The sequence below is a fragment of the Streptomyces venezuelae genome (genome assembly GCF_008642315.1).
Taxonomy (GTDB): domain Bacteria; phylum Actinomycetota; class Actinomycetes; order Streptomycetales; family Streptomycetaceae; genus Streptomyces; species Streptomyces venezuelae_D.
The window spans coordinates 6,493,683-6,511,454 of sequence record NZ_CP029192.1 but is presented as its reverse complement, the minus strand read 5'-3'; the positions used below and the strand labels follow the sequence as shown (position 1 = coordinate 6,511,454).

16 protein-coding genes and 1 riboswitch are annotated in these 17,772 nt (G+C 69.2%); of the genes, 6 read left to right on the top strand and 10 right to left on the bottom strand.

Translation table 11 applies throughout. The features are described from left to right. The first annotated feature begins 57 nt into the window (after window positions 1-57). From DEJ48_RS28575 to DEJ48_RS28555, 5 genes are all read left to right on the top strand, one after another. Window positions 58-372: a small secreted hydrophilic protein gene (locus DEJ48_RS28575; RefSeq protein ID WP_190537648.1), complete on the top strand. Its 315-nt coding sequence runs from the start codon at window positions 58-60 to the stop codon at window positions 370-372. Next, on the top strand, window positions 281-1,813 hold the full coding sequence (locus DEJ48_RS28570; protein WP_150219086.1) for a sensor histidine kinase: 1,533 nt from the start codon (window positions 281-283) through the stop codon (window positions 1,811-1,813). The genes DEJ48_RS28575 and DEJ48_RS28570 overlap by 92 nt, the downstream gene beginning before the upstream one ends. Then, window positions 1,810-2,472 (top strand): response regulator transcription factor, encoded by a 663-nt coding sequence (locus DEJ48_RS28565; RefSeq protein WP_150219085.1) that lies wholly within the window; start codon window positions 1,810-1,812, stop codon window positions 2,470-2,472. Before DEJ48_RS28570 ends, DEJ48_RS28565 begins: the two co-directional genes overlap by 4 nt. Before the next feature lie 74 nt (window positions 2,473-2,546). Next, on the top strand, window positions 2,547-3,959 hold the full coding sequence (locus DEJ48_RS28560) for an SLC13 family permease (protein WP_190537646.1): 1,413 nt from the start codon (window positions 2,547-2,549) through the stop codon (window positions 3,957-3,959). Between the two features lie 44 nt (window positions 3,960-4,003). Beyond that, window positions 4,004-5,203 (top strand): glycerate kinase, encoded by a 1,200-nt coding sequence (locus tag DEJ48_RS28555; RefSeq protein WP_150219084.1) that lies wholly within the window; start codon window positions 4,004-4,006, stop codon window positions 5,201-5,203. On the opposite strand, the gene DEJ48_RS28550 is transcribed toward DEJ48_RS28555, so the two are convergent. The 6 genes from DEJ48_RS28550 to DEJ48_RS28525 form a co-directional block, all read right to left on the bottom strand. Further along, a complete protein-coding gene (locus DEJ48_RS28550; RefSeq protein WP_150219083.1) occupies window positions 5,152-6,564 on the bottom strand; it encodes an aminotransferase class V-fold PLP-dependent enzyme in 1,413 nt (470 codons plus the stop codon). The two genes, DEJ48_RS28555 and DEJ48_RS28550, sit on opposite strands and share 52 nt — an antisense overlap. A gap of 179 nt (window positions 6,565-6,743) precedes the next feature. After that, a riboswitch (SAM riboswitch) is annotated at window positions 6,744-6,861 on the bottom strand. A gap of 96 nt (window positions 6,862-6,957) precedes the next feature. Further along, window positions 6,958-8,022: an anthranilate phosphoribosyltransferase gene (gene trpD, locus DEJ48_RS28545; RefSeq protein WP_150219082.1), complete on the bottom strand. Its 1,065-nt coding sequence runs from the start codon at window positions 8,020-8,022 to the stop codon at window positions 6,958-6,960. Between the two features lie 166 nt (window positions 8,023-8,188). After that, window positions 8,189-9,829, bottom strand: a complete 1,641-nt coding sequence (locus DEJ48_RS28540; protein ID WP_150219081.1) for a cytochrome b — start codon at window positions 9,827-9,829, stop codon at window positions 8,189-8,191. Continuing rightward, on the bottom strand, window positions 9,826-10,881 hold the full coding sequence (locus tag DEJ48_RS28535; protein ID WP_150219080.1) for a ubiquinol-cytochrome c reductase iron-sulfur subunit: 1,056 nt from the start codon (window positions 10,879-10,881) through the stop codon (window positions 9,826-9,828). The genes DEJ48_RS28540 and DEJ48_RS28535 overlap by 4 nt, the downstream gene beginning before the upstream one ends. Then, the gene (locus tag DEJ48_RS28530; protein ID WP_055566233.1) at window positions 10,878-11,687 is read right to left on the bottom strand and encodes a c-type cytochrome; all 810 of its coding nucleotides are present in this window, start codon (window positions 11,685-11,687) and stop codon (window positions 10,878-10,880) included. The genes DEJ48_RS28535 and DEJ48_RS28530 overlap by 4 nt, the downstream gene beginning before the upstream one ends. 76 nt (window positions 11,688-11,763) lie before the next feature. Continuing rightward, window positions 11,764-12,384, bottom strand: a complete 621-nt coding sequence (locus DEJ48_RS28525; protein WP_055566234.1) for a heme-copper oxidase subunit III — start codon at window positions 12,382-12,384, stop codon at window positions 11,764-11,766. Window positions 12,385-12,582: 198 nt separating this feature from the next. Between DEJ48_RS28525 and DEJ48_RS28520 the strand changes: the two genes are divergently transcribed. Then, on the top strand, window positions 12,583-12,981 hold the full coding sequence (locus DEJ48_RS28520; protein WP_150219079.1) for a response regulator transcription factor: 399 nt from the start codon (window positions 12,583-12,585) through the stop codon (window positions 12,979-12,981). A gap of 108 nt (window positions 12,982-13,089) precedes the next feature. Here DEJ48_RS28520 and DEJ48_RS28515 read toward each other — a convergent pair whose 3' ends face one another. The 4 genes from DEJ48_RS28515 to coxB form a co-directional block, all read right to left on the bottom strand. Then, window positions 13,090-14,334, bottom strand: a complete 1,245-nt coding sequence (locus DEJ48_RS28515; protein WP_150219078.1) for an Ig-like domain-containing protein — start codon at window positions 14,332-14,334, stop codon at window positions 13,090-13,092. Window positions 14,335-14,468: 134 nt separating this feature from the next. Continuing rightward, on the bottom strand, window positions 14,469-14,867 hold the full coding sequence (locus DEJ48_RS28510) for a cytochrome c oxidase subunit 4 (protein WP_055566237.1): 399 nt from the start codon (window positions 14,865-14,867) through the stop codon (window positions 14,469-14,471). Beyond that, complete coding sequence (gene ctaD, locus DEJ48_RS28505) at window positions 14,864-16,600, bottom strand: cytochrome c oxidase subunit I (protein WP_150219077.1); 1,737 nt, start codon at window positions 16,598-16,600, stop codon at window positions 14,864-14,866. The genes DEJ48_RS28510 and ctaD overlap by 4 nt, the downstream gene beginning before the upstream one ends. Beyond that, window positions 16,597-17,559 (bottom strand): cytochrome c oxidase subunit II, encoded by a 963-nt coding sequence (gene coxB / locus DEJ48_RS28500; RefSeq protein WP_150219076.1) that lies wholly within the window; start codon window positions 17,557-17,559, stop codon window positions 16,597-16,599. Before coxB ends, ctaD begins: the two co-directional genes overlap by 4 nt. Window positions 17,560-17,772 lie beyond the last annotated feature (213 nt).

Here is a 17,772-nt window from a genome sequence, read left to right as displayed (position 1 = left end):
GGTTTCTTCATCCGCGCCTCATCCTGACGGCGCGGTCCGTCGCGCACCCTCACAGTCATGGTCTTCTCCCACCGCATGGCCGCCCTGGCCGCCGTCGTCGCGATCCCGCTCGGCATCGCCGCGACCAGCTACGTCCTGACGGACAGCCCCGAGCAGCCCAAGGCGCCGCCCAAGGTGGAGCTGGAAAGCGGTTCGCCGTCCTCGAAGCCGGCCCCTCCGCGGCCCGCCCCGAGCGACGAGAAAGTGTCCCCGCCGCCGGTGAGCGAGAATCCCTCGAACGATGACAGCGGAAACAGCGACGACGACGCCGACGACGACCACGGCGGCGGCCGGGGCGACCGGGACGACGACGGGCCCGGCGACGACGGCTGAGCCCCGGCGCCGCTGGATAACGGCCCGGGTCCGCATCCTGCTGTGGCTGCTCGTCGTGATGACGGTCGCGCTCACGGCGGTCGCGGCCACCACCCGCTCGGTCCTGCTCCGCGACGTCGACCACCGCATCGACGGGCTCCTCGCCCAGGAGACCGCGGAGTTCACCAACCTCGCGCGCGAGGGCGTCGATCCGCACACGGGCGAGCGGTTCACCGACCCCGACCCGCTCCTGCGGCTCTTCCTGTCCCGGCAGTACGCCGATCCCGACGAGGAACTCCTCGGTCTGGTCGGCCGCACCGGCGAGGTGCCCGCCAAGAAGGAGCAGTCGCGCGAGGCGCGGATCGACCACCCGCTGGCGGAGGACCCCGCGGCCCTGCGCGCCGTCTTCGCCTCGCCCGACGCGACCGGCACGGTGCACCGCGACCGGGGCGAGATCCGCTGGGCGAAGGTGGAGATCGGGGCGAGCGCGGTTCATCCGGCCGCCGCGTTCGTCGTGGCCTTCCACCCCGCGGGCGAACGGGCCAAGGCCGGCGACGTGTTCACCATGCTGCTCGCCATCTCCGGCGTCGCGCTCCTGATGACGACGGGCATCGGCTGGGCGGTCGCGGGCCGCATCCTCAGACCGGTGCGGCTGGTGCGCACGACCGCGGCGCAGCTCACCGAGCAGGACCTGACCCGGCGCATCCCGGTCCAGGGCAGGGACGACGTCGCGGCGCTCGCCGAGACGTTCAACGGCATGCTGGACCGTCTGGAGCGGGCGTTCGCCGCGCAGCGCGAGTTCGTCGACGACGCGGGCCACGAACTGCGCACGCCCATCACCATCGTCCGCGGCCATCTGGAGCTGATGGGCGACGGTCCCGGCGAGCGCGAGGAGACCGTCCGCATCGTGACGGAGGAGCTGGACCGGATGAGCCGCATCGTCGAGGACCTGCTGCTCCTCGCCAAGGCCGAGCGGCCCGACTTCGTCGCCCCCGAGCCCGTGCAGCTCGCCGAGCTGACCGCGGACGTCTTCGTGAAGGCTCGGGCGCTCGGCGACCGCGCCTGGCGGCTCGCCGAGGTCGCCGACGCCGAGGCGGGCCTCGACCCGCAGCGCATCACCCAGGCGATGGTGCAGCTGGCCCAGAACGCCGTCCAGCACACCTCCCCCGGGCAGCGGGTCGGCATCGGCTCCCGGCTGCGCGCGGGGCGCATCGAGCTGTACGTCGCCGACAGCGGGCCCGGTGTGCAGCCGCAGGACACCGGGGTCATCTTCGAGCGGTTCCGCCGCGGCACCGCGCGGCGCGGCTCCCGCGCCACCGGGGCGGGCCTCGGTCTCGCCATCGTCAAGGCCATCGCGGAGAGCCACGGGGGCGGCGTCGAGCTGCGGCCCACGGACGGCGGCGGCGCCACCTTCGTACTCGTACTTCCTCAGGGGCAGCCGGAAGGGGCGGAGCGGCAGTGAACCGGATACTGATCGTCGAGGACGAGGAGCGCATCGCGTCCTTCGTCGAGAAGGGGCTGCGCGCCAACGGCTTCACGACCACGGTGGTCGCCGACGGCGAGAGCGCCTACGACTACGCCCTGACCGGCGGCTTCGACCTGATCGTCCTGGACATCGGCCTGCCGGGCAAGGACGGCTTCACGGTCCTGCGGCAGCTGCGCGAGGCCCGGGTGACCACGCCCGTCATCGTGTTGACCGCGCGGGACTCGGTGCGGGACACCGTGGCGGGTCTGGAGGGCGGCGCGGACGACTGGATGACCAAGCCGTTCCGCTTCGAGGAGCTGCTTGCCCGGGTGCGGCTGCGGCTGCGCACGGCGGCCGGGGCGCCCGAGGTGACGGTGTTGCGCAGCGGCGAGGTCACGCTGGACCTGCGGACGCGCAGGGCGCGTTCGGCGGGGCGCACGGTGGATCTGACGGCGCGTGAATTCGTACTCCTGGAACTGTTCCTGCGCCATCCCGGTCAGGTGCTCTCGCGGGAGCAGATCCTGTCGCACGTGTGGGGGTACGACTTCGACCCGGGCTCCAACATCGTGGACGTGTACGTGCGGGCGCTGCGCAAGAAGCTGGGGTCGGAGCGGGTCGAGACGGTGCGCGGGATGGGGTACCGGCTGCCGGAGTGAACCACCGGTCCGGGTGAAGTTTCCTTCATCTGGGCCTCATTGAGGGCTCACGGCCCCGCACCACGCTGAACCGCGTGACCTTGAACCTGCGCCAGGCCGTGCCCCTCTGCGCGGCGCTCAGTCTGTGCGCGCTGCTCGCGGTGCCCGGCAACTTCCCGGGCCTCGGCGGCGACGCCCGTCTCACCCTCGCCGTCTTCGCGCTGGCGACCTGCGCCTGGATCGCCACGCCGGTCGACGACACGTACATCGCGCTCGGCGCCGGGCTCGCCCTCACCGCGACCGGTGTGATCAGCAGCGACACCCTGTTCGGCACCCTCGGCGACGAGACGGTGTGGCTGCTGATCTGTGCCTTCGTCCTCGCGGCGGCCGTGGCGCGCAGCGGGCTCGCGGGGCGTGCGGCGGCGTTCCTGGTCAGCGGGGCGGGCGCCGTACGGCAGTTGACGCATCTGACGACCGCGGCGCTGGTCGTGACCGCCTTCGCGGTGCCGGCGACGTCGGGGCGCGCCGCGCTCGCGCTGCCCGTCTTCCTCGCGCTCGCCAAGGTCCTCGCCGACCGGAAGCGACTGGTCGTGATGCTCGCACTGCTCTTTCCGACCGTGATCCTTCTGTCCGCGGTCGCGACCCTGATCGGTGCGGGGGCACATCTGATCACGGTGTCGGTCCTGTGGGAGGCGACCGGTGAGCGGATCGGCTTCACGCAGTGGCTGCTGCTCGGGCTGCCGCTCGCCATGGTGTCCTCCCATCTGGCGGCGGAAGCCGTCCTGTTGACGACGACGCGGCGCGCCGACCGCGAGGGTCCGGTCCGCATCACCCTCGACCAGCTCCAGGAACACAGCGAACAGCCCGTCACCGGCCCCTGGGAACCCGCCGAGACGCGCTGCGCCCTGCTCCTCGCGACCGTCGTCGCCCTGTGGTGCAGCGAACCGCTCCACCAGGTGCCGCCCGCCGTCGTCGCGCTGATCGGAGCCGTGGTGGCCGCCTCCCCCGCCCTCGGCACCGTCGGCCTCAAGGACGCCCTCAAGACGGTTCCCTGGGCGCTGCTCCTGTTCATGGCGGCGACGATGGCGATGGGCGTCGCGCTCGCCGACTCGGGAGCGGCGAAGTGGCTGGTGTCCGGGCTGCCCCTGGACCTTCCCGCATGGCTGTTCCTCGCCGTGGTCGTCGCGGTCAGCACAGCCGCGCACCTCGTCCTGCAGTCCCGCTCGGCCCGGTCCTCGGTCCTGGTGCCGCTGGTCGTGGCGGCGGCGATCGGCGCGGGCGTCAACCCGGTCGCCGCGGCGCTCGCCTCCACGGCCGCGGCCGGGTTCTGCCACACCCTGCCCGCCTCCGCGAAGCCGGTCACCCTCTTCGCCGACATCCCGGGCACGCCCACCTACACCCCGCGGGACCTGCTGCGGCTCTCCGCGGTCCTGGCGCCGCTGACCGCCGCGCTCGTCCTGCTCTTCGCCGTGACGCTCTGGCCGCTGCTCGGCGTCCCCGTCCGCTGAACCCCCTTGGTCCGCTGATCCCTCGCGTCCACCTGGAGACCACCGTGCTGACCCGTTTCGCCATCGCCCCCAGCGGCTTCAAGGAGTCGCTGTCCGCGAGCTCCGCGGCCGAGGCCATCGCCGCGGGGGTACGCCGTGCCGTCCCGCACGCCGAGACCGATCTGATCCCGCTCGTGGACGGCGGCGAGGGCACGGCCCGCGCGCTGGCCTCGGCGAGCGGCGGCCGCCTCGTCGCACTGCCCGCGACCGGCCCCGTCGGCCAGCCCATCGGCACCCACTTCGCCCTGCTGCCCGACGGCACGGCGGTCGTCGAGATGGCGGCCGTGGCCGGACTCTCGCTGGTCCCCCGCGATCTGCGCGACCCGGGGGCCACCACGACGTACGGCGTCGGGGAGCTGATCCGCGCGGCGCTCGACACGGGCGCCCGCCGCATCCTCGTCGGCTGCGGCGACTCGGGCACGTCCGACGGCGGCGCGGGCGCCCTGCAGGCCCTCGGCGCCCGGCTCCTGGATCTCGACGGCTGGGAACTGCCGCGCGGCGGGCGGGAGTTGACGCGTCTGAGCCGCATCGACGCGAGCGGCATCGACCCACGCCTCGCGGACACCGAGATCCGCGTCGCCTGCAACCCCTTCAACGTCCTGTGCGGCGGACGCGGTGTCGCCCGGGTCTTCGGCCCGCAGAAGGGCGCGACGCCCACCCAGGTCGAACAGCTCGCGGCCGCCCTCGAACACTGGGCGCACCTCCTCACCAGGGACCTCCGGGTGCGCGCCGACCTCTTCGAGGGACCCGGCACGGGCGCGTCGGGCGGTCTCGGCGCCGGTCTCGCCGCCCTCGGCGCCGCCCTGCTCCCCCGCTTCGACGTCCTGCTCGACCGGCTCGACCTCGACGCGCGGCTCGCCCGCGCCGACCTCGTCATCACCGCGGAGGGCGCCCTCGACCACCAGACGCCGCGCGGCAAGGTCCCCGCCGAGGTGGCCCGCCGCGCCAAGCTCTCCGGGCGCCCCGTCCTGGTGCTGGCGGGCACGATCGGGGCCGGCGCGCACGCCGTGAGCTCCGTCGGCGTCGACGCCTACAGTTCGATCCTGCCCGCCCCGATGTCGATGACCGAGGCGCTCGGCAGGGGCGGCGAGTTCCTCACCGACGCGACGGAGCGGGCCCTGCGGATGATCCTGCTCGGCTCACGCCTGCCAGGTCAGGCGGCGGCGTCGGTGTCCGGCACGCACCGGCCGTCCTCGGTGCGGTAGCTCCACCGGGCGCCGTCCGCGACCAGTTCCTTGACGGCGCGCACGAAGCGCTCGACGTGCTCGTCGGGGGTGCCCGCGCCGAAACTGACGCGGATCGCGTTCAGCGACTTCTCGCCGGGCGCGGCCTCGGGGGCGCCGCACTCGCCGGGCTCGTCGGGCTCGCTGCCGAGGAGGGTGCGCACGAGCGGGTGGGCGCAGAACAGGCCGTCGCGTACGCCGATGCCGTACTCGGCGGAGAGCGCGGCGGCGAAGTGCGAGCTGTTCCAGCCGTCCACGACGAAGGAGATGACGCCGACGCGCGGCGCGTCGTCGCCGAAGAGGGAGAGGATCCGCACCTGCGGCACCTCGGCGAGGCCCTCGCGGACCGTCCGGATGAGGTGCTGCTCGCGGGCGACGAGCTCGTCGAAGCCCGCGTCGGTGAGCGCCTTGCAGGCGGAGGCGATGGAGTAGACGCCGATGACGTTCGGGGAGCCTGCCTCGTGGCGGGCGGCGGTGTCGTGCCACTCCACGTCCACGCCGCCGTCCGCACGGCGCGCCACCTTCCGCGACGCGCCGCCGCCCGCGAGGTACGGCTCGGCGTCGCGCAGCCAGTCGGAGCGGCCCGCGAGGACACCGGAGCCGAAGGGCGCGTACAGCTTGTGCCCGGAGAAAGCGACCCAGTCGACGTCCAGCTCGGCGATCGAGACGGGGTGGTGGGGCGCGAGCTGGGCGGCGTCGAGCACGATGCGGGCACCGTGCGCGTGAGCGGCCGCCGCCAGCTCGCGCACCGGCCAGAGTTCACCGGTGACGTTGGAGGCGCCGGTGACGCAGACGAGGGCGGGGCCATTGGGGCCTCCCCTGCTCGAACGAAGCTGAGAGCTCGGGGAAGGGTCGCGGTCGGCGAGGGCGCGCTCCAGGGTGTGGACGGCCTCGTCGGGGGTGCGCGGCGCGTTGAGGTAGGTGACGCGGGCGTCCCGCCACGGCAGCAGCGAGGCGTGGTGCTCGGTCTCGAAGACGAAGACCTGGCAGTCCGCGGGCAGGGCGGCGGCGAGCAGGTTCAGCGAGTCGGTGGTGGAGCGGGTGAAGACGACCTGGTCGCCCTCGCGGCAGCCGAGGAACTCCGCGACGGTCGTGCGGGAGTTCTCGAAGAGGTCGGTCGACAACTGCGAGAGGTACCCGGCGCCGCGGTGCACGCTGCCGTAGTACGGGGCGTACGCGGCCACGTCGTCCCAGACGCGCTGCAGCGCCGGCGCGCTCGCCGCGTAGTCGAGCGCCGCGTAGCTCACCTCCCCGCCGGTGACCAGCGGGACGGTGACGTCACGGCCGAGGACGGCGAGCGGGGCACAGACGGACGAGTCGGTGGCAACGGCGGAAACAGACATGGCGAACTCCCGTGAGAGGCAGGCGAATTCACCGCGCCGGAGTGGTGTCGACGGCGCGGGACAAAGGTGAAAAAGGGTGTGCGGAGGCGGGGCGTCGAAGCCCTGTCACATTCGCTTGCTCACGAGACTGCTCCCTTGAGGACCAGGACCCCAGGGGCGGACATTCACCGATGTCCAGGGGTCCGCGCTTGCCATACGCCTTGCTGCGTACGACCTGGTCTTCACCCGGGGCACCCCGCCACGGACGGAGGGTTGCCGGACAGCGGGCCGGGGCCGTAGTCGCTGTCACTCATGACCTGTTCAGCATCCTGCCATAAGATCATCGACACGCAAGACGCAGTCCAGAATCCGGACTGCGCCTTGCGTCACATTCGAGGACCCGCACGGAGGGGTTCAGCGGTTGCTGGCCGCCACCCACCGCTCCAGGGCCCGCTTCGCGGCTCCCGAGTCGATCGCCTGCGCCGCCTTCGCCATGCCGGCGCCGATCTGCTCCACGAGGGGCTGATCGGTGGGTGCGAGGGCGACCAGCGCCGCCGCCGAGTTCAGCAGCACCGCGTCCCGCACAGGCCCGGTCTCGCCGTCGAGCAGCCGCAGCGCGACTTCCGCGTTGTACGAGGCGTCGGCGCCCCGCAGCGCCTCGACGGGCACCAGGTCGATCCCGACGTCCCGCGGGTCGAACGCCTCCTCGCGCACGGCGCCGTCCCGCACCGCCCAGATCCGGGAGGTCGCGGTCGTCGTCAGCTCGTCGAGCCCGTCGTCGCCGCGGAAGACGAGGGACGAGTGGCCGCGCTCGGCGAAGACCCCGGCCACGATGGGCGCCATCCGCGGGTCGGCGACACCGACCGCCTGGGCGCGCACCTTCGCCGGGTTGGTGAGCGGGCCGAGGAGGTTGAAGACGGTGCGGATGCCGAGCTGGCTGCGGGCGCCGCCCGCGTGGCGCAGCGCGGGGTGGAACTTCACGGCGAAGCAGAAGGTGATGCCCGCCTCCTCGGCGACCTCGACCACCCGCTGGGGGGTGAGGTCCAGATTGACGCCGAGCTTCTCCAGTACGTCGGAGGCGCCGGACGCGCTGGAGGCGGCGCGGTTGCCGTGCTTGACGACCTTCGCGCCGGTGCCCGCGACGACGATCGCGGACATGGTCGAGATGTTGACGGTCTTGGCGCCGTCGCCGCCGGTGCCGACGATGTCGACGCTCGGGCCCGGCACGTCGATCACGTTGGCGTGCGCGTACATGGCGCGTACCAGACCGGAGATCTCCTCGACGGTCTCGCCCTTGGCGCGCAGGGCGACCACGAACCCAGCGATCTGGGCGTCGGTGGCCTCGCCGCGCATGATGCGGTCCATGGCCCACGCCGTGTCGTCGGCGCTCTGGTCGCGCCCGTCGAGCAGGCCGTTCAGTACGTCGGGCCAGGAACGGTCCGCCGCGGTGTCGCCTCCTGCGGGGGTCACAGCGCTCATGGCCGCTCCTGGTTTCGTCTGTGTCTGCGAGAACACCCCAACCTTTTGGGGTGGGACCACCCTATCCAGCCCGCGGGACGGCAAAGAGCCCCGTCCATGCAATGGACGGGGCTCCTGCCGTGGCGACCGTGTGGTCAGAACTTCAGAGCTTCAGAGCTTCGGTTGATCAGTGGTGGCCGTGGCCGCTCGTGATCTCCTTGTACTCGTCGGCGGTGGGCTTGGGGATCTGACCCTCGTCCCCGTAGTAGCCCTTGGAGAGCTTCGCCCGGAGCTTCTGCGGACCGGACAGCTTGCGCTCGACACCGTTCTCGTCGACCGTCGGGCCGAGCTCGACCGGCTTGTACTGCTCGTGCGCGGTGAGCGTGTGCAGCTGCTCCTTGCTGAGCGGCTCGTGGACCTCGATGAACTCACCGTGCGGCAGCCGCTTGATGAGACCCGACTCGCGGCCGTGCAGCACCTTGTCCTTGTCGCGCCGCTGCAGACCCAGGCAGATCCGCTTGGTCACGATGAAGGCGATGACCGGTCCGGCGAAGAAGGCGACCCGGACGAACCAGGTGATCGCGTTCAGCGACAGGTGGAAGTGCGTGGCCCACAGGTCGTTGCCACCACCGACCAGCATGACCATGTACGCGGTGATCCAGGCGACACCGAAGGCCGTACGGGTCGGGGCGTTGCGCGGGCGGTCCAGGATGTGGTGCTCACGCTTGTCGCCGGTGACCCAGGACTCGATGAACGGGTAGACCGCGATGGCCACGAGGACCAGCGGGAAGACCACGACCAGCGGGATGAACACGCCCAGGGCGAGCGTGTGGCCCCAGAGGTTGATCTCCCAGCCCGGCATCACACGGATCAGACCCTCGGCGAAGCCCATGTACCAGTCGGGCTGGGCGCCCGTGGACACCTGGTCCGGCCGGTACGGGCCGATGGCCCAGATCGGGTTGATCGAGGCGATCGCCGCGATGACCGCGATGACACCGAAGACCAGGAAGAAGAAGCCTCCGGCCTTGGCCATGTAGACCGGCAGCAGCGGCATGCCGACGACGTTCTTGTTGCTCTTGCCGGGGCCCGCGAACTGCGTGTGCTTGTGGTAGAAGACCAGGATCAGGTGCGCCACCACGAGGCCGAGCATGATGCCCGGCAGCAGCAGGATGTGGACCGAGTAGAACCGGGCCACGAAGTCGCCGCCGGGGAACTCGCCGCCGAACAGGAACATCGACATGTACGTGCCGACGATCGGCATCGACAGGATGGCGCCCTGCATGAAGCGGACACCGGTGCCTGAGAGCAGGTCGTCCGGGAGCGAGTAACCGGTGAAGCCGGTGAACATGCCGAGGACGAACAACAGGAAGCCGAAGACCCAGTTGACCTCACGGGGCTTGCGGAACGCACCCGTGAAGAACACGCGCATCATGTGCACGAACATGCCGGCGAGGAAGATCAGCGCCGCCCAGTGGTGGATCTGCCGGATCAGCAGACCACCGCGCACATCGAAGGAGATGTGCATGGTCGAGTTGAACGCCTCCGACATCAACTGTCCCTGCATGGGGACGTAGCTGCCGTGGTACTCCACCTCGTTCATCGACGGGTGGAAGAACAGCGTCAGGTACACACCCGTGAGGATGATGATGATGAAGCTGTACAGGCAGATCTCACCGAGCATGAAGGACCAGTGGTCCGGGAAGATCTTGCGCATGTTGGCCTTGGCGAGGGAGTAGATCCCCAGCCGGCCGTCGGCCCAGTCCGCTACCCGCTCACCGGCGGGCGCCTTCTGGCGGTTGTCGTTCGATGCTGTCGTGGTGGTGCTCATCCGCGCTCCCAGAAGGCAGGACCGACGGGCTCATCGAAGTCGCCGAGCGCCTCGAGGTAGCCCTTTTCGTTCACGCCGATGCGCAGCTGCGGCAGGGCGTGGCCGGCCGGGCCGAAGATCACTCGGGCACCGTCGGAGAGATCGAAGGTGGACTGGTGGCACGGGCAGAGGACGTGGTGCGTCTGCTGCTCGTACAGGGAGATCGGGCAGCCCACGTGGGTGCAGATCTTGGAGTACGCCACGATGCCCTCGTGCGACCACTCCAGCTCGCGCTTGTCCTTGATGTTCTCCGGCTGGATCCGGACGATCATCAGGGCGGCCTTGGCGATCTGGGTCTGGAAGTCGTGGTCGTGCTCGGACATGCCCTCGGGCATGGCGAAGGTCAGCGAACCGACCGCCACGTCCGCGGGCCGCAGCGGCTCGTGGGTGTTCATGTTCACGAGCATCTTGCCCTTGGCCCACTTGGTGTGCCGGAGCTTGTCCTCGGGCAGCGGCCCGAGGTCGCGCAGCAGGACGACGCCGGAGAGCGGGACCAGGGCCAGCGCGCCGAACATCGTGTTCCGGATCAGCTTGCGCCGACCGAAGCCCGACTCCTCGGCACCCTGCTTGAAGTCCGCCATGACCTTGGCGCGGACCTCGGGCTCGGCCGCGATCGGGTGCCGCTCGTCGGTCATCTCCACGTCGGACATCAGGGTGCGGGCCCAGTGGACCGCGCCCGCGCCGATGCAGAACAGCGCCACGCCGAGGGTGGTGCCCAGGGCGAAGTTGAGGCCGCTGATGTGACCGATCGGCCAGATGAACACGCTCTTGTCGGCGGGGATCGCCACGTACGAGGCGATGAAGCCGACCGTCGCGATCATCGACAGCGTGAACAGGAACGCCACGGCACGCTCGGACCGCCTGGCGGCCCGCTCGTCGATGTCCTGGACGCGGTGCTCGTGGGGCGGCAGCCCCGGGTCGGCGAACGGGTTCTCTTCCGTGGTCGCCACCGAGCCGTGCTCGGTCTCCTGCTTGCTGGGCAGGTTCTCTTCTGGAATCTCTTGGCTACTCATGACTTCTTGGCCTTTGCGGTCCGAGCGGCGACCCACACGGCGACCGCGATCAGCGAGCCGAGACCGAAGATCCAGCCGAAGAGGCCTTCACTGACCGGACCCAGACCACCCAGCTTGAGACCGCCAGGGCTCTCGGTCTTCTCACCGTTGACCGCGTCGAGGTACGCGATGATGTCCTTCTTGTTCTTCTCCGGCATCGTCGTGTCGGGGAAGGACGGCATGTTCTGCGGGCCGGTCTGCATGGCCTCGTAGATGTGCTTCGGGGAGACACCTTCGAGCGACGGCGCGAACTTGCCGTGCGTCAGCGCGCCACCTTCACCGGTGAAGTTGTGGCACTGGGCGCAGTTGGTGCGGAACAGCTCGCCACCCTTGGCGATGTCCGCCCCGTCCGGGCTGTACTGCTTCTCGGTCGGGACCGAGGGACCGGCACCCAGCGACGAGATGTACGCCGCCAGCTGGTCGATCTGGGCCTGGTTGTAGATGACCTTCTTCTTGGGCGCCTGGGCACCCGGCTGCTGGAGCGGCATACGGCCGGTGCCGACCTGGAAGTCGACAGCGGCGGCGCCCACGCCCACCAGGCTCGGACCGTCGGAGGAGCCCTGACCGCCGGTTCCGTGGCAGCTGGAGCAGCCCACGGCGTAGAGCTTCTTGCCCTCGTCGATGGCGAGGGACTGGGCGGTGTCATCGGCCTGCGCCTTGTCCGCCGGCGCGAACGCGGCGTACAGCCCCCCGGTGGCCGCCAGCGCGAGGAGTAGGACGACGACCGCCGCCAGCGGATGGCGTCGTCGTGCGGAGAGCTTTTTCACGGATTACCCCGGTGTCAGGATCTTCTGCGTCGATGCTTCTGGAATGTTTCGGATGTGTCGCGTGAGCGACCTCCGCTTACTTGATCATGTAGATCGTGGCGAAGAGGCCGATCCAGACCACATCGACGAAGTGCCAGTAGTAGGACACGACGATGGCTGCGGTCGCCTGTTCGTGGGTGAACCTCCTGGCCGCATAGGTGCGGCCCAGGACCAGCAGGAAGGCGATGAGGCCGCCTGTCACGTGCAGTCCGTGGAAGCCGGTGGTCAGGTAGAAGACCGAGCCGTAGGGGTCGGACGAGAGCGAGAGGCCCTCGTGCTTGACCAGCTCGGTGTATTCGTACACCTGACCGCCGATGAAGATCGCACCCATGATGAAGGTGACGATGAACCACATCCGGAGCTTCTTCACATCCCCGCGTTCAGCTGCGAACACGCCCAGCTGACACGTGAGGGAGGAGAGCACCAGGATCGTGGTGTTCGTCGCCGAGAACGGGAAGTTAAGGGCCGAGGCCATTTCCTTCCAGTGATCAGGACCTGTCACCGATCGCAGGGTGAAGTACATCGCGAAGAGGGCCGCGAAGAACATCAGCTCGGAACTCAACCAGATGATGGTTCCGACGCTGGTGAGGTTCGGTCGATTGACCGGCGGGTGCGCGTGCCCGGTATCTACTGTCGTTGCTGTCGCCACGACCGACATTATGTCGGTCGCTTATCCCGCCCTCACCCCGGGGGGTGCCGTTCGGAGTGTCTACGGGGTGTGTCCTGCCCGGATGGCCCATCGGAGGCCTGTCCGAAGCGGTGTTGACGGGGTGTCGGGAGGAGTAGCATCCGCGCATCGGTTCCCGATCCCATGACGGCACAGCTCGACGCAACAGCTCGACGTATCGGAGGAACAATGCAGCCGACCGCCACGGTGCTGGTCTACAGCGACAACGCGAGCACCCGCGAGCAAGTCCGGTTGGCCACGGGCCGCAGGCCGGCCACGGATGTTCCCCAGGTCCAGTTCATCGAGTGCGCGACGCCGCACGCGGTCCTCAAGGAACTGGACCGGGGCGGCATCGACGTCTGCGTCCTCGACGGCGAGTCGGCGCCCGGCGGCATGGGTGTCTGCCGCCAGATCAAGGACGAGGTCTTCCAGGCACCGCCCGTGCTGCTCCTGATGGGGCGCCCGCAGGACGCCTGGCTCGCCACCTGGAGCCGGGCGGAGGCCGCGGTGACCCTGCCGGTCGAGCCGGTGGAGTTCGCGAGCGCTCTGGCCGGGCTGCTGCGCGAGAAGACGGCCGTCGAGGCCTGAGCGAAACTCGAGCCATTCACCAGCGGCACACCGATGTGCGTACGAGAGGGGCCCACGCCACGGCGTGGGCCCCTCTCGTACGCCTCTGACAGGCTCTCTGCCGGGCCGTCAGACCTGCGGCCGCAGCCTGGCCGCCTCGGCCGCCGCGGGGCCCTCCTTGGTCCCGGAGAGCAGCGCGCTGCCCTTGCGCCACTTCTTCCAGCTCAGGTTCCAGTCGCCGAGTCCGTTGCCGAACGCCGGCATGTCCTCGCCGTAGCTGTTGATGACCGTCACGAGGTCGCCCTGCCGGACGGTCTCGTAGAACCAGGCGGCGTCCCCCGTGCTCATGCCGGTGCAGCCGTGGCTGGTGTTCGCGGAGCCCTGGGAGCCCACCGACCAGGGCGCGGCGTGCACGTACTCACCCGAGTCGGTCACCCGCGTCGCGTAATAGACCATCTTGTCGTAGAAGTCCGATGCGCCGATGCTGGCACTGGTCATGCGTACGGAGTACTCCTTGCCCAGCACCACCTTGACGCCGTTGCGCGTCGAGTAGCCGGGCTTACCCGTGGTCACGGGCATGGAGTTGATCTCCTCGCCGTTGCGGTAGACCGTCATGTAGTGCGATCCGGCGTCCGTCACGGCCTCGACGCGGTCGCCGATGGTCAGCTTGAGCGGCTTGGCCTCGCCGCCCCACAGCTTCTCCTTGACCTTCAGGCCCTCCAGGTTGCTGGAGACGTCGACGGTCGCGCCGGCGGGCCAGTAGTCCTTCGGGCGGTAGTGCAGCGTCTCGCTGTCCACCCAGTACCAGGAGCCCTCGGTGGCGGGCACCGAGCGGACCTTCAGCGCGCGCTCGACGACCGATCTGGCCTCCTTGCCCTTCACCGGCTTGCTGAGCTTCGCCGTGACGGGCTGCCCGACGCCGTACTTGCCCGCGTCGGGGCCGAAGGTGACCTTCAGCCGCTTCTTCTTGGCGGGCAGGTCGGTGTCGACGGTCAGGACCTTGCGGCCCGGCGCCCCGTCCTCGTCCTCCGCGCTCACCCGCACGGTGTAGTGGGCGCCTGCCGCCAGCGGCGTGGTGCTGTGCCACCGGGAGCCGTCGGCCGAGAGTTCGCCCGCCACGTACCGCCCCATGGCGTCGGTGGCCAGCACGTCGGTGATGCGCCCGTCCTCGCCCTGGGCCGTGACCTCCAGGGGCTTGTCCGGATCCGCCTTCTTGCTGCCCACGGGACCGTTGAAGGCGATCTGGTCCGCCGCGTCGTACGGCTTGGCCGACAGCGGGTGGTGGGAGCTCCCGCAGGCCGTGGTCCCCGCACCGAGTGCGGCCACCAGCATCGTGCAGCTCAGTACCGTGCGAATTCGCGGAGAGTGGCTCATAAACACACGGTATGAAGGTTCATCACGCCCGGCGCGGCGAGTGACCCGTCCGTGGGGTGTCGCTTACGCCGAAGGGCCCCGGCGCTCCATACGGAGTGCCGGGGCCCTTGGGGTGCGGATCGGGAACTACAGACTCACTGGGTCTGGTTCTCGCCGCGGTAGTACTCGAACACCCAGCCCCACAGGCCGATCAGGATGATCGGGGCCGAGAAGTACAGCAGCCACCAGCCGAAGACGACGCCCATGAAGGCGAGCGCGCCACCGACGGCCAGGGAGAGCGGCTGCCAGCTGTGCGGGCTGAAGAAGCCCACCTCGCCGGCCTCGTCCGCGACGTCGGCCTCCTTGTTGTCCTGTGCGGAGGCGTCGACACGCCGGGCCGTGAAGGCCAGGTAGTAGCCGATCATGATGCACAGGCCGAAGGCCAGGAAGAGCGCCGTGGTACCGGCGGGCTCCTTCGACCACACGCCATAGACGATCGCCATGGCGAGGACGAAGACGCTCAGCCAGATGAACATCTTGCCCTGGATCTTCACTTCGCGGTCTCCTTGTCGCCGCCGAACAGCGCGGTGTCCTTCTGTCCGTCGTTCTCGAGGTGGCCGATCGCCGCGATCTCAGGGTGATGCAGGTCGAACGCGGGCGATTCCGACCGGATGCGCGGCAGCGTGAGGAAGTTGTGCCGCGGGGGCGGGCAGGACGTCGCCCACTCCAGGGAGCGGCCGTAGCCCCACGGGTCGTCGACCTCGATCTTCTTGCCGTACTTGGCGGTCTTCCAGATGTTGTAGAAGAACGGCAGGATCGACAGACCGAGCAGGAACGAACAGATCGTCGAGATCGTGTTCAGGGCCGTGAAGCCGTCGGCGTGCAGGTAGTCCGCGTACCGGCGCGGCATGCCCTCGGCACCCAGCCAGTGCTGGACGAGGAACGTGCCGTGGAAGCCGACGAACAGCGTCCAGAAGGTGATCTTGCCCAGACGCTCGTCGAGCATCTTGCCGGTGAACTTCGGCCACCAGAAGTGGAAGCCGGAGAACATCGCGAACACCACGGTGCCGAACACCACGTAGTGGAAGTGCGCCACCACGAAGTACGAGTCCGAGACGTGGAAGTCCATCGGCGGCGAGGCCAGGATGACACCGGTCAGACCACCGAAGGTGAAGGTGATCAGGAAGCCGACCGCCCAGAGCATCGGGGTCTCGAAACTCAGTGACCCCTTCCACATCGTGCCGATCCAGTTGAAGAACTTCACGCCTGTCGGCACGGCGATCAGGAACGTCATGAAGGAGAAGAACGGCAACAGCACGCCGCCGGTGACGTACATGTGGTGCGCCCACACGGTCACGGAGAGACCCGCGATCGCGATGGTCGCGCCGATCAGGCCCATGTAGCCGAACATCGGCTTGCGGGAGAAGACCGGGATGACCTCGGAAATGATGCCGAAGAACGGCAAGGCGATGATGTACACCTCTGGATGGCCGAAGAACCAGAAGAGGTGTTGCCACAGCAAGGCGCCGCCGTTCGAGGCGTCGAAGATATGGGCGCCGAACTTACGGTCCGCCTCCAGGGCGAACAGCGCGGCGGCCAGGACCGGGAAGGCCAGCAGCACGAGCACCGCGGTCAGCAGCACGTTCCACACGAAGATCGGCATGCGGAACATCGTCATGCCCGGAGCGCGCATGCAGATGATGGTGGTGATGAAGTTGACCGAGCCGAGGATCGTACCGAAGCCGGAGAAGGCCAGACCCATGATCCACATGTCCGCGCCGATGCCCGGCGAGCGGACCGCGTCCGACAGCGGGCTGTACGCGAACCAGCCGAAGTCGGCCGCGCCCTGCGGGGTGAGGAAGCCGCCGACCGCGATCAGCGAGCCGAACAGGTACAGCCAGTAGGCGAACATGTTCAGTCGCGGGAACGCCACATCGGGAGCACCGATCTGCAGCGGCATGATCCAGTTCGCGAAACCGGCGAACAGCGGCGTCGCGAACATCAGCAGCATGATCGTGCCGTGCATCGTGAACGCCTGGTTGAACTGCTCGTTCGACATGATCTGCGTGCCGGGACGGGCCAGTTCGGCGCGCATGAAGAGCGCCATGACGCCGCCGATGCAGAAGAACGCGAACGACGTGACCAGATAGAGCGTGCCGATCGTCTTGTGGTCGGTGGTGGTCAGCCACTTGATCACGACGTTGCCCGGCTGCTTGCGCCTGACCGGCAGCTCGTCCTCGTACGAGTCCGCTGCCGCGGCACCCTGGGGTTCGTTGAGGATGCTCACAGGTTGTTCGTCTCCCGGTTCTTCTCGTGGCCCGTCTGCTCGATGCCGGCCGGGATGTAACCGGTCTGGTTCTTCTTCGCGAGGTCCTCGAGGTGCTGCTTGTAGCGCTCGGGAGAGACGACCTTGACGTTGAAGAGCATCCGGGAGTGGTCGACGCCGCAGAGCTCGGCGCACTTGCCCATGAAGGTGCCCTCCTTGTTCGGAGTCACCTCGAAGGCGTTGGTGTGGCCCGGGATGACGTCCTGCTTCATGAGGAACGGCACCACCCAGAAGGAGTGGATGACGTCACGCGAAGTCAGAACGAAACGGACCTTCTCGCCCTTGGGGAGCCAGAGGGTCGGTCCGGGGTTGCCGTTCTGGGGGTTCCGCTCGCCGGGCGTGCCGACTTCGTAGACACCGCCGGCGTTGGCCGGGAAGTCCTCGCGGAAACGGTCCGGAATGGCTTCCAGGTCCTTGGACGTCTTGGCGTCGCCCTTGTCGGAACCCGGCACGTCCTCGATGTAGTTGAAGCCCCAGCTCCACTGATAGCCGACCACGTTGACCGTGTGGGCCGGCTTGTCTTCGAGCGCGAGGAGCTTCGACTCGTCACGTGCCGTGAAGTAGAAGAGGACCGACACGATGATGAGCGGAACCACCGTGTAGAGCGCCTCGATGGGCATGTTGTAACGCGTCTGCGACGGTACTTCCACCTTGGTGCGGCTGCGCCGGTGGAAGATGACGCTCCACAGGATCAGGCCCCAGACCAGCACGCCCGTGGCGAGCGCTGCCGCCCACGAGCCCTGCCAGAGGGAGAGAATCCGCGGAGCCTCTTCCGTTACCGGGGTGGGCATTCCAAGGCGGGGGAAATCCTTGTATGTGCAACCGGTGGCGGTCGCCAGGATCAGGCCCGCAGTCAGCACCTGCGGCAGCTTCCGCCGCATCGGGCGCCGCGACGAGCGGTCGGAGCCGTTGGGACTCACGTAGCGCCTTCCCGAGAGTCTCGCCCGCGCGGTCGGCTGCGGCCTCCACGCTGGTCGGTCGCCGCCCTGCGGCGGGCAGGGGTTTGGATGTTTATGCGGACCAAACCCTACTGGACGCTATTTGGGGTCGCGCGGGGAGGGTGCCTAACGCGCCGCGGGTCACTCCGAAGGGTGGGACCAGGCTCCCTCGGCCGCTTTCTGACGGAGGGTCGG